Source organism: Achromobacter mucicolens (assembly GCF_029866465.1).
Taxonomy (GTDB): domain Bacteria; phylum Pseudomonadota; class Gammaproteobacteria; order Burkholderiales; family Burkholderiaceae_B; genus Achromobacter; species Achromobacter mucicolens.
Map to the genome: position 1 here is coordinate 2,839,776 of NZ_CP123364.1, position 11,298 is coordinate 2,851,073.

General features: G+C 66.0%; 15 protein-coding genes. 6 read left to right on the forward strand and 9 right to left on the reverse strand.

Annotation, left to right across the window (positions count from 1 at the left end):
- Genes ku through QEP15_RS13020 form a run of 4 tightly spaced genes read right to left on the reverse strand, consistent with a single transcriptional unit; the run spans nt 1 to nt 1,983 of the window.
- Nucleotides 1-981, reverse strand: a complete 981-nt coding sequence (gene ku, locus QEP15_RS13005; protein WP_280148875.1) for a non-homologous end joining protein Ku — start codon at nt 979-981, stop codon at nt 1-3.
- A 21-nt stretch (nt 982-1,002) separates the two neighbouring features.
- Complete coding sequence (locus QEP15_RS13010; protein WP_056317962.1) at nt 1,003-1,278, reverse strand: hypothetical protein; 276 nt, start codon at nt 1,276-1,278, stop codon at nt 1,003-1,005.
- Nucleotides 1,279-1,335: 57 nt separating this feature from the next.
- Nucleotides 1,336-1,728, reverse strand: a complete 393-nt coding sequence (locus QEP15_RS13015) for a PRC-barrel domain-containing protein (RefSeq protein ID WP_280148876.1) — start codon at nt 1,726-1,728, stop codon at nt 1,336-1,338.
- 18 nt (nt 1,729-1,746) lie between these two features.
- A complete protein-coding gene (locus tag QEP15_RS13020) occupies nt 1,747-1,983 on the reverse strand; it encodes a hypothetical protein (protein WP_280147528.1) in 237 nt (78 codons plus the stop codon).
- A gap of 233 nt (nt 1,984-2,216) precedes the next feature.
- Here QEP15_RS13020 and ppk2 point away from each other — a divergent pair, with 233 nt between their 5' ends.
- Both ppk2 and QEP15_RS13030 read left to right on the forward strand, forming a co-directional pair.
- Nucleotides 2,217-3,038 (forward strand): polyphosphate kinase 2, encoded by an 822-nt coding sequence (gene ppk2 / locus QEP15_RS13025; protein ID WP_056317970.1) that lies wholly within the window; start codon nt 2,217-2,219, stop codon nt 3,036-3,038.
- A 48-nt stretch (nt 3,039-3,086) separates the two neighbouring features.
- Complete coding sequence (locus QEP15_RS13030; protein ID WP_152384488.1) at nt 3,087-3,341, forward strand: RNA-binding protein; 255 nt, start codon at nt 3,087-3,089, stop codon at nt 3,339-3,341.
- 37 nt (nt 3,342-3,378) lie between these two features.
- Here the strand turns inward: QEP15_RS13030 and QEP15_RS13035 are convergent, their stop codons facing one another.
- The 5 genes from QEP15_RS13035 to QEP15_RS13055 all read right to left on the reverse strand — a co-directional run bounded on the left by QEP15_RS13035 (nt 3,379) and on the right by QEP15_RS13055 (nt 8,415).
- Entirely contained in the window at nt 3,379-3,576 is a 198-nt protein-coding gene (locus tag QEP15_RS13035; protein WP_056317974.1) for a hypothetical protein, read from the reverse strand.
- Between the two features lie 74 nt (nt 3,577-3,650).
- Nucleotides 3,651-5,711: a TonB-dependent copper receptor gene (locus tag QEP15_RS13040; protein ID WP_280147529.1), complete on the reverse strand. Its 2,061-nt coding sequence runs from the start codon at nt 5,709-5,711 to the stop codon at nt 3,651-3,653.
- Between the two features lie 203 nt (nt 5,712-5,914).
- Nucleotides 5,915-6,460: a DUF2946 family protein gene (locus QEP15_RS13045; protein ID WP_280147530.1), complete on the reverse strand. Its 546-nt coding sequence runs from the start codon at nt 6,458-6,460 to the stop codon at nt 5,915-5,917.
- 1 nt (nt 6,461) lies between these two features.
- Nucleotides 6,462-7,880, reverse strand: a complete 1,419-nt coding sequence (locus tag QEP15_RS13050; RefSeq protein ID WP_280147531.1) for a PepSY-associated TM helix domain-containing protein — start codon at nt 7,878-7,880, stop codon at nt 6,462-6,464.
- A 73-nt stretch (nt 7,881-7,953) separates the two neighbouring features.
- Nucleotides 7,954-8,415: a DUF2946 family protein gene (locus QEP15_RS13055; protein WP_175155515.1), complete on the reverse strand. Its 462-nt coding sequence runs from the start codon at nt 8,413-8,415 to the stop codon at nt 7,954-7,956.
- A 209-nt stretch (nt 8,416-8,624) separates the two neighbouring features.
- On the opposite strand from QEP15_RS13055, the gene QEP15_RS13060 reads away from it, so the two are divergent.
- From QEP15_RS13060 to QEP15_RS13075, 4 genes are read left to right on the forward strand one after another with little or no spacing between them, the layout of a single operon-like run.
- Nucleotides 8,625-9,800, forward strand: coding sequence for a PepSY-associated TM helix domain-containing protein (locus QEP15_RS13060; protein WP_056317985.1), 1,176 nt, complete (start codon nt 8,625-8,627; stop codon nt 9,798-9,800).
- Complete coding sequence (locus tag QEP15_RS13065; protein WP_175155517.1) at nt 9,797-10,333, forward strand: thiamine pyrophosphate-binding protein; 537 nt, start codon at nt 9,797-9,799, stop codon at nt 10,331-10,333. Before QEP15_RS13060 ends, QEP15_RS13065 begins: the two co-directional genes overlap by 4 nt.
- The gene (locus QEP15_RS13070) at nt 10,330-10,656 is read left to right on the forward strand and encodes a hypothetical protein (protein WP_056317990.1); all 327 of its coding nucleotides are present in this window, start codon (nt 10,330-10,332) and stop codon (nt 10,654-10,656) included. Before QEP15_RS13065 ends, QEP15_RS13070 begins: the two co-directional genes overlap by 4 nt.
- Nucleotides 10,657-10,674: 18 nt before the next feature.
- Entirely contained in the window at nt 10,675-11,283 is a 609-nt protein-coding gene (locus QEP15_RS13075; RefSeq protein ID WP_175155518.1) for a DUF6162 family protein, read from the forward strand.
- The last annotated feature ends 15 nt before the right edge of the window (nt 11,284-11,298 follow it).

Here is an 11,298-nt window from a genome sequence, read left to right on the forward strand (position 1 = left end):
TCAAGCCGCCTTGCGCGCTTTGCTCGCCGTCTTGGCTGCTGTCTTACCGGACGCCTTGCCGGCGCTGCCCGTGGTTTTGGCCGTTGTCTTCTTTGCAGCCGTCTTTTTGGCCGCAGATTTGGCCGCCTTTTTTGCGGCGCCATTTCCGGCCTTGCCCGCCGATGACGCGGCCTTGGCTCCGCCCTTGCCGCCCTTCAGGCTGCGTTGCAGCAGCTCCGTCAGGTCGATGACGTTGTCGGCGTAGGTGGGCGACTCTTCCTGCGGCTCGATGACCGTCTCCGTCTTGCCGGCGCGCGCCTTCTTCTCCACCAGCTCCATCACCGCGGCCTTGAATTCGTCCTGGTACTGTTCCGGATCCCATTGGCCGGACATGTCCTCCACCAGCATCTTGGCCATCTTCAACTCGCTGGCGCTGGGCGTCATGTTCTTGGCCCCAGCCTTGGGAAGATCCAGCCCATCGACAGACTTGACCTCATCGCCCCAACGCATCAGGTTCAGCACCAGCGCGTCGCCCGACGGGATCAGCGCGGCCAGGTGCTGTTTGGTCTGGATCACGACCTTGGCAATACCGATCTTGCCGGTCTTGGCCAGGGTGTCGCGCAGCAAGGCATATACCTTGTGCCCCTTGTTGATGGGCGCAACGTAATACGGCCGCTCCAGATAGACGAAGGACACGTCCGTGGCGTCCACGAACTGCTGAATCTCGATGGTCTGCGTGGTCCGGGGATACGCATCGGCGATTTCGTCGGGCGATACGATGACGCACTTGCCGTCCTCGTACTCGACGCCCTTCACGATGTTGTCCTTGTCGATTTCCTTGCCGGTCCGCTTGTTGATGCGCTTGTAGCCCACCGGGTCCATCGAGCGCTTGTCCAGCCAGTCGAAATCCACGCCCGACTCGGTGGTGGCCGTGTGCAGGCCCACGGGGATGTGAACCAGACCGAAGGAAATGGCCCCTTTCCATATGGTTCTTGCTGCCATGACGGTTCTCCTGCGCCGCGATCAGCCCAAGCGCTTGACGATCCGGGCGACGCGGGCAACGCCCCCGGTTCCGCTTGCCGCGCGACCGATCAGGGCGGTCCCGGCTGCAGTGATCAGCGTGCGCCGCAGGATGGTGCGGCTGCGCATGCCCGACAGCATGAGCAGAACACCCACGCCCAGCACGATCAGATGCTCGCCCGGAAAATCCGGCCGGCGGGCATCGATATCCTTGAGCTGCGCGACCAGTGACCGCGAGCGCGGCGCGGGGCGGGTATCGGGGACGGGTTCAATCTGCATGGAGCCTCCTCGTTGCATGGATGGTCATGCGGTGCGGGGCGGCATGCCCCGCGCCGTCTACTTCGCGTACTTGAATTCGGGCAGCGCCTTGAGCGTATCTTTGGTGGCCCCCGGCAACTGGAACTGATCGCCCGCGACCTGCATCTGTGACAGCGGAACCGTCACCAGGTGGTTACCCACGCCCAGCAGGCCACCCACCGACAACACCGCATAAGGCGCCCAGTCGGGCGGCCCGAGGATCAGATCATCCACGGTGCCGAGCTTTTCTTTCTTGCCGTTGTAGACCGTCGCCCCGATCATCTTCGAGGCGCGGTAGCCGGCGTCAACCTTGGCGACATCGACCCGGACTTCGGTCACGGACTGCGGCGCGCCCTGCGCCTGCGCCACGCAAGCGCCGCCCGCGGCGCCCAGGAGGACGGCCAAACCCAACACTGTGGTCTTTATGGTCATGATCGGTTCTCCTCGGGGTCAGGACGAGCGCTGCGAGCCGGCGGGGTCGGGATTGGATTCGGACGCATCCGACGGCTCCATATCCTCATTGCGAATTTCGTTGCCCTGCGCGTTCTCGCTAGCGTCGGAAGGCTTGACCGGCTGGGCGCCGGCCTTGCCGTCGGAAGGCTTGACGGGCAGATCGTCTGGCGTCGACGTCGCTTCCACGGCGTTGTCCTGGGAAGATGCCTGCACAACGGAATGTCTTGGTTCCATTTTCGTCACCTTGGAATATGCGGCGGCCAGCGAAGCGTGGCCAAGGACGCAAACAGCAAATGGCGTGCCCGGACTGTGCCTGATTTCGCATGCCTCCAATGACGGGTTACGTTGCGGCACCATAAAACCATTGGTAACGCGCTCCCAAATGGCATCGAATCGGCAATATATTCACTTCACGGGCGGCGCCGTGATGCGCCTTGATTCGTGGCTTAACTTTTCGGAGTGCGACGATGGCCGGCAAAAAAAAGCAGAAGGACACCCCCGAGGCGGCCGAAGAGGCCGGATTGTCCAAGAAGCAGTACGAAAAGGAATTGGCGCAATTGCACGCCGAACTGGTCAAGCTGCAGCAATGGGTGCAGGAGACCGGCGCCAAGGTGTGCATCGTCTTCGAAGGCCGTGACGGCGCAGGCAAAGGCGGCACGATCAAGGCCCTGACCGAGCGCGTCAGCCCCCGCGTTTTCCGCATCGTGGCCTTGCCCGCGCCCACCGAGCGCGAGAAGTCCCAGATGTACATGCAGCGTTATCTTCCCCACCTGCCCGCCGCCGGCGAAGTCGTGATCTTCGACCGCAGTTGGTACAACCGGGCGGGCGTGGAACGCGTCATGGGGTTCTGCTCCCAGGCGCAGGTCGACACCTTCCTGAAGGCCGTGCCGCTGGTGGAGCGGGTGATGATTGACTCCGGCATCCTGCTCTTCAAGTATTGGCTGGAAGTGAGCGAGGCGGAGCAGACGCGCAGGTTGCAGTCGCGCATCAATGACCCGCGCAAGACCTGGAAGCTGACCAAGATGGACCTGGATTCGTACAGCCGCTGGTACGACTATTCACGGGCGCGTGACGACATGTTCAAGGCCTCGGACACGGCCATCTCGCCTTGGTATGTGTGCGGATCCGATGACAAGAAGCGGGCGCGGCTCAACATCATCAGCCATCTGCTGGAACACATTCCCTACAAGGTCGGGCCCAGGGAAAAGATTGCGCTACCCAAGCGGCAAAAGGCCAAGGGATACGAGCAGCCGGAGCATCCGTTCCGGTTCGTGCCCGAAAAGTTCTGACGCGACACGTCCTGACGCCCGAAGCGCCCCTTCCCCGGAGGTTCAGCCATGGCAGCGCTGCTCATCAATCAGGTTGAGGAAACCACCACCGACGACGAGATTCGCACCTTCCTGACGAAGTACGGGTTTCCATCGCCGGATCACGTCAAACGCGTCCCCAGCGAAGGCAACCGGCCCGCAGTGCTGGTGACCTTTACAGGCGCGACGGAACCGGAGCTGCAAGCCTTGCTGCCCCGAATCCATCAGGTGTTCTGGAAAAACCATACCGTTTCGGCGCTGGTCATGCGGGCGCCGATCGAGTGACGGGCGCCCGAGGGCAGCGGCGCCCTGCCCCCGCGGGTCACCACGCCGTGCGCGGACGGTAAGTCTCTTTTACATATTTCGCCAGCTCGGCCTCGACCGTCGACATCATGACGGCGGGCGGACGTTCCGGGTGCAAAAGTTGCTGCGCGGCGGCCAGGGTGCGCAGCGCGCAGCGTTCGCCGTTGGTCATCGGCTGGGGGGTGGACAGGGTGGGCGTGTACTTGAAAGCTTCCATGATGCTTCTCCATAAGACAAGGAATGACCCTCCCCCCCCTTTCAGCAAGTAGCGTGCCCAACCCATTTCCGTTGTCAGTATCGGATACTGACCCGGGCCCAGACGCTACGTCCGGGTTCGTTCACGGCTGTCCCCGCTGGATATCCGAAACCCGCGTTTCCGGCCAGGTTCAGGTGTTCGCTGTAGGTTTTGTTGAACACATTGTCCACGCCCAGGGACAGCCGGACCTGCGGGTTGACCACATACCCCGCGTTGACGGAGAAAACGCCAAAACCGGCGCTGGGGCCGAAATCCTTGCCGACGACATTGCCTTCGTTGAGCGCGTAGCGCTTTTGCGGCGCGACGATGCGCCACAAGGCGCCGGCCGACCAGGTGCCGTCGTCGTACGCGGCGCTGAGCTTGGCTTCCAGCGGGGGGATCTGCGGCAGCGGCCTGCCGTCGCTGCGGTTCTGGCCCCAGGCGTAGGCCAGCGTCGCACCCAGTTTCCAGCGCGGCGACACGGCGTACGTGGCGCCGAACTCCCCGCCAAAGATGCGGGCATCCACGTTGGTCGCCTGTGAGGTGGCGCCCATCATCCCGCCGGACGTGTAGTTGAAAAGAATGAAGTCGTCCACGTAACCCGCGTACCCGGAGAACCAGGCATCGAGCGTCTCGGTCTTGTACTGCGCGCCGAAGTCCAGCTGGGTGGTCTTTTCCGGCTTGACACCCTGGAAGGCGTTGACCGAACCGGCCGGCCCGCGCTTGGGCGAGAACAATTCCCAGTAGTCGGGAAACCGCTCGACGTGGCCCAGGCCGATGTACACCGTGGCGGGCAGCGACGCCAGATCCCGTTCATAGCGCAGAAAGCCGCTGGGCAGCGTGTCGTCGCGGCGCTCGCCCGCCGTCGGATTGGGCATGGGCATCATCTGGCCGCCCGTGGTCTGGCGGAAATCCTTGGCCGACGCCCAATCCACGCGGGCTCCGCCAATCACGCGGCTGTCAGGGGCGGCGCGCCAGGTCAATTCGCCAAAAACACCCGTGTTGGAAGAATCTGCATCCTTGACCCACGGTTGGCTGCGGTACGACACCGTGCCCGTGCCGCTGCGGGCGCGGTGGCGGCTCTGCTGGAAGTCCATCCCCGCCTCCAGATTGACGTCCGGCGACAGGGTCCAGGTGCTGGCGAAGCGCCCGCCCCAGGTGGCCCGGTCCACGTCCGACGCCATGGGCATCGCCATGGAACTTGAGGGGTCGGGCGCGCGCAGGGTGTAGTTGTCCATGACGTGGTCGGCGTAGTTGTAATAGAGCTGCGCCTGCACCCGATTCAGCACCTCGCCGAGGTTACGTTTTTCAAACCGCAGTCCAAAGCTTTCCCGCTTGAACTGCGAACCGTCCATGCCGCGGCCGGCATAGCGGGCCTCGCCATCGCCGGTGCCGGCGGTCAACTCATAGAGGGTGTCCGCGTCCGGCGTGAATCCCAGCGCCACATCCGCGTTCCATTTGTCCCAGCGCGACGGCACGGTGTTGCCGTCGCCGTCCTTGTAGTCCTGCGAATGCGAGTGGTTGGCGGTGAATCGGGTGTAGACCTTCTCGTTGCCGGCGGTCAGGTCCGCCGTCTGGTCGTTGCGTCCAAACGAGCCGCCCGTCAGGCTGCCGTCAAAGCGCACGCCCGGCTCGGTGAACGGCGGCGTATCCCGATCGAAGCGGACGGTGCCGGCCGACGCGCCCGGCCCCCACAGCACGGTCTGCGGTCCCTTGATGACGGTGAGCTGGTCGAAGTTCTCGGGGGAAATGTAGGAACTGGGCGCGTCCATGCGCGAGGGGCAGGCGCCGGGCATGGCGGTGCCGTTCGTCAGGATGTTCAGGCGCGAACCGAACATGCCGCGCAGCACCGGATCGCCATTGGTGCCGCCATTGCGGATGGCCGAAAACCCCGGAATGGTCTTGAGATAGTCGGTGCCGTCGCTGGCCGGCAGCGGTTGGCGCGGCAGCTTGGGATCGGTCGTGAATGTCAGGGGCGCGCTGGGCGCAACGCCCGTGATGACGACGGGATCAAGCGTGGTCACGCCGTCGGGAGCGGATTGTGCCCCGGCGGAGAACGTGGCGGCCATGGCGGCGGCCAGGCAGGTCATGCGTAGAAATTGCTGTTGCTTGCACATATCGGAATCGAGTCCAACGTGGAATGGGGAGTCATGGCTTGCCGTCTGGTGCGCCAAGGCCGCGCGCAGGCACGCCCCGGCGGCTGCCCCACGGATCAGGGGCCATGCCACGAGCGGACAGGCGGACAGGCGTCAGCGGTCGGCGCCGCACCCGCTAGCGGTGGGCGGCGCGATGCAAGCCGGAAATGCAGGGAGGAAAGCCGTCAGGCGGCGGATGGCGGCGCACGCGGCTGCTGCGGCAGCCGCGCGAGCGCACTGGAGAAGTGAGGATCGTGGGTGGCGGGCGGCGCGTCAGGCTGGGCCAAGGAGGGCAGCAGCCATGCAAGCAGCCACAAGGCCGGCAGCGAGGCGCCGCCCAGCATGGCGCACCCCGCGACGCAGCAGTGCGGCATGGCGCCGCTATGTTGCGCGGCGTCCGAGGTGGCGTCTTGATACGCGCCTGGGGTGTCGCCTGGTATGGCGCCTTCCTGGCCAAGGGTGACCACGCGCGGCCCGCTGGCCGTGCAGATGATGGTGGTGGCACCGAAGACTGGGGATCCCCCTGCCCCGCCGGCGCCGCCGGATCCGGCGAGCGCCGCCGAGGCAATCAGCGCCTGAAAGACGAACAGGGCCGCTGCGAACAGCGAAACCCATCGTCTTGCAGCCGTGGCGCATCGGTACATCGGATCCCCTTGACGGCGCAGATGGTAGCGCGGATCCGGCCCCGAATCCGGCCCGCCGCCCGCGATCTGCGCCGCCCGTTGACGCATATCAAGCGCGTTTGGCCACCATCCACCGCAACACGTCGATCACGAGGAACACGGCGAGGCTCACGCCCATGACCGGCAGGCACCAGCCTAGCGCGAGCGCGAGAGCCGCCGTCGCGATGCGGCCCGGCCAGGACAGATCGCGCCACGCCTGCGTCAGCGTCTGCCCTGCCGGGGCTGCCGGCCGGCGCAGCCACCACATCCGGTAACCCAGGACGATCATCGCGGTCAGCGCGATGCCCATCGCGGCCATCAAGAGCTGATTGGGCCAGCCGAACAGGATCCCCATGTGCATGTCCACGCCCCACCGGATCAGCTTGGCGATGAGCGGAAAGGTGTCGAAGTCCGCGCGGCTCGTGATGGCGTAGGTCGACGGATCCACCGCAATGGTGTCGACTTGCGTGGGCCAGGAGCGGTCCACCTCGCGCACCATCCAGGCCTGGCCTTCACCGCGCGGCGGGCGGATTTCGAGCTGGCTGCTGTCGATGCCGCCCTGCCGGGCCGACTGCAGCACGCGGTCAAAGCCGGAGGCCACGTTGTCCGGCGCCATCATCATGGCGGCGTGGTCATGCTGGCCGCCATGATGATGCGCGTGCTCGCCGCCCTCGGGCACGGCCGGCGAACCGGCGGCCGGCATTCCGGCGGCCGGCAGTTTCAGCGACACCGCCGGTGTAATCCATCCCAATTGGGCCCGCAGTTGGTCCACGCGCGCGCCCGCCCAGTTCGACCAGGTCAGCCCCGTGGCCGAGAAGAACACCAGGCCGATCCCGATCCACAGCCCCAACAGCCCGTGCCAGCGCCGCGCGCGCAGGCGCGGACTGCGCGCTGCCGCAGCCTTGTCGCGGCTCCGGCGTGCAAACCACAGCACAAGGCCCCCAAGCGTGGCCACCCACAACCACGACGCCGCCAGCTCGCTGTAGTTGCGGCCCAGGTCGCCCAGCATCAGATTGCGGTGCAGGTAGTCCAGTTTGGTCCGGAAAGGCAGCGTGCCGCTGGTCCCGTAGACGACCATGTCGCCCTTGATGGCCAGGGTGATGGGATCGACGAATAGCGCACGGGATTCGGAGTCGCCCATGCCGGGCTGCGTGAACATGACGCGCGTGGTCTCGCCCGGTCCGGGTGAGGGCCGGACGGCAAAGAGGCGCGGATCCGGGCCGATGCGCGCCCGGGCCGCCTCGACCTGCGCGGCCAAGGGCTGCGCGGTGCCGGTGGAGTCCGTACGCAATTGGTCGGCATAGATGACGCTTTCCAGTTGCGGCGTCAGGACGAACAGGGTGCCGGTCACTGCCGCCACCAGAATGAAGGGGCCGACGAACAGGCCGATATAGAAATGCAGCCGGGTGAGCAGCGCGAGAAACGCGCTGCCGCTCGCGGCCCGCGGCCGCGCGGACTCGGCAGGGCTAACCAGAGTGTCAGTGGTCATAAGGGTCTCGACAACAACGGACGCCGCCCGCAAGGGGCGGCCAGCGTGCGCGCAAGGCGCACGGCGGGAAATGTCATCCGATGGTTCGAGGCGGCGCGCGCTGGCCCAGCGGCGGGCCGGCGGCCGGCATGGGGGGCCGCGGACTGTCGGCTTGCGGCGCTGGCTGCACCCGCCAGCCAAGCAGCATGGGGATCAGCGCCAAGGCTGGCGGCGTCAGCAGTGCCGGGTGCGCGCTCAGCCCAAACGGACATTCCTGACCGGCGCCGACGTGTCCGGAGGAATCCGGGTGCCCGTGATGGCCATGCGAGTCGCCGGCATGCGCGTGCGGGTCGGCCAGACCCGGCATGCCGGGAAAAACGCCACCCCCGGCCGCGCAGAAGCCCAGCGCGAAACGGCCCTGCTTGAGCGCCTGCACATCTGGCATGTAGCCGGTGGGCACCAGCGCCCGCGCGGCCAGCAACACCAGCAGCAACAGCCGCGCAAGGGCGACGGCAGCGGCTGGGCGCAAGGACGGCGAGGACGGAAAGGCGTGCATGCGGAGGTTCCGGGCGGCGGCCGATTTGGGCGCCGAGGGGGCATTTTAAACACCGGTGGCGTCATTACGCCGCGAGAGCGGCTGACGGTGCAGGACGGATCCAAAGCCAGTCGCTAAGACAATTGAGAACGATTATTGCTAGAATTCCGCCTGACACCTCCCTTAAATGGGACCAGATCCACTTCTCACGTTCTTCGGACAGTTCTCGAATGGCCAAGCCATCGCGCTCCAAATTATGGTTTCTCGTCCACAGTTGGCTGGCCTTGCCGATCTGGATTTTCCTGTTCTTCATCTGTGCGACCGGAACCATCGCCGTCATCAGCCAGGAAATCGTCTGGCTCATCAATCCCGCCGTTCGCGCCCAGGCGCCCGATGCCGATACCCCGCGCATGGGCTACCAGGATTTGATGGACGCCATCGCCAAGCAGGAGCCCGACGCTTCCGTGCAGCGGCTGTCCTGGCCCGAGGAATCCCAATTCGCCCTGACGGCCTCGGTCGGATATCCGGGCGCGCGATTCACCTCCATTTACGTCAACCCCTATACCGGTGATGTTCAAGGCCCTGCCCTGAACTTTGACCTGCGCCAGTTCATGCGCGCGTTGCACGGCTGGCTGTTGATTCCGTTCACGAATGGCTATAGCTGGGGCTGGTACCTGGTGTCGCTGCTGTCCGTGCCGATGCTGCTCTCGCTCATCACGGGTCTCGTCGTCTACAAACGGTTCTGGCGCGCCTATTTCCAGAAGCCGCGCCTGCGCGTCGGCCAGGGCGCCCGCATTTTCTGGGGCGACTTCCACCGCCTGTCGGGGTTGTGGTCCGTCTGGTTCATCCTGCTGATCTCGGTCAGCGCGATCTGGTTCCTGGTCCAGGCCGTGCTGTTCGATACGGCCACCACGATCTCAACGCAGGGCGTCCCCGCCGTCGTGGCGCGCGACCAGGTGCCGACCGTCGCGCCCGGCGACACCGTCAAACGCCTGCCGCTCGACCAGATCGTCGGTATTGCCGAGCGCGAGCTGCCCGGCCTGGAGACGCAGCAGGTGTTTTTCCCCGGCAATGCCTACGACCCGATCACCATCTCGGGCCGCGGCGCCTATCCGCTGATGTACCAATACGCCAAGATCAATCCGTACAACGGCGCCGTCGAGGAAGTGCGCCGCCTGTCCGATCGCAGCGGTCTGGAATTTTTCACCGAATCCATGCGGCCGCTGCACACCGGCGACTTCGGCGGGTTCTGGCTGAAGCTGGTGTGGTTCCTGTTTGGCCTGCTGCTGACGATGATGTCGCTGAGCGGCCTGCTGATCTGGACCAAGCGCACCGCGCAAGCCACCGCCAAGGCGCTGCGCCCTGCCCGCGCAGCCCGCACCGACGCCCGTGAGGTGACCGAATGAGCAAGACCGCCACCCTCGCCGCCGCGTCCAAGCCCAGACTCTGGCGCCGCTGGCGCTTTCACCTGAGCGCGCTGCTGCTTATCCTGCCGATCCTCTACGTTCCGAAGTATTTCGATAACCTGGCGTTGTCGCGAGGGGCGATGGGCCTGGGCCAGCGCCCCGCCGGCGACCTGCAGGTCGGCCCGTGGAAGCTGCAGCTTGCCGAATGGCAGATCGAACCGCCCAAGTCCGATCCGGCCGGCATGGTCAAGACCTTCACCATGGCGCAATGCGAAGGCTGCAAGGACCAGATCCGCGCAGTCTACGTGCGCGTGGGCAAGCCGCGCAGCCTGCGCGCCGCGGGCTCGATCTTCTTTGGCAGCCCGCACCGGGCCTTTGCCACCGTGCCGATTCCGCCGCGCACCACCCCGGACGCCGATCTCTGGATCACGGCGGAAGGCTGGGACGGTTCGGTGCACCAGGCGGCGTGGCCCATCGCCACCGCCTCCCCCGCCACCGTCGAGTGGCTGAAGAAACAAGGAGCATCCCGATGAACGCAGTTTTCGCGAACCGCTTTCGCGCCGCCCTGCTTGGCGCGCTGTTGACCGCCAGCGCTTCGGCCCTGGCGCACAATCCGATGGCCGAATGCAAGGCCGAGGGCAAGGAACAGATCCAGTGCACCGGCGGATTCTCCGACGGCAGCGGCGCGGCCGGCGTCACCATGGACGTCATCTCCTACGACGAACAGATCCTCGTGCCCGGCAAGCTGGACGCGGATTCCAAGATGTCGTTCAAGCGGCCGAACGGCGAGTTCTACGTCCTGTTTGACGCGGGTCCCGGCCACGTGGTCGAGATCGACCACGTCGACATCCAGTAAGCCCCGGCCAACCGCAGCATGCACACACAAGTCATCCGCCCCGCGGGCGCCGGCCACGAAACCCTTGCGGTGCTGGGCGCCTGCGTGGTCATCGTCGCCGCCGCCGCAGGGTATATCGGACTGCGCGAAGCGCCGCCCGAAAGCGCGCCGCTCGCCGCCACCCAGATCGACGCACGACGCGATCTGACGCCCGCCGAACAGGGCATCTACGCCGACCTGCGCGTCGCCTACGAGGAAATCGGATTTGCCCTGCAAGCCGGCGAGCCGCTGCCCTCTGTCGCCGATCTGGCTGCGCAGGGACTGCCGCCTTTCGTCACCGACAACAGCACCGCCGCGCGCGGCGGCCACGTGTGGCGCTTGGAGCGTCAGGCGGGCAAAGCCTTGTATGTAGGGCAGACGGCGGATGCCAAGCTCGCCGGATCGTTCCTGATGCGCGCCGAAGACGGCCACGCCAAGGACGGCCATGGCCATGACGGCAGTGCGCCCGCCCAGGCCGATGTCTGGCTGGCCCGGAATGCGGCAATCCGCGTCCCGGAAAGCGCCGACGATGCCGCGTTGGCGGCGGCGGGCTGGCTGCAGGTCGCCGCCCAGTTCGATGCCGGCGTTACCCGCCAGAACAAGCCCTGACCGGGCCCTCCCCCT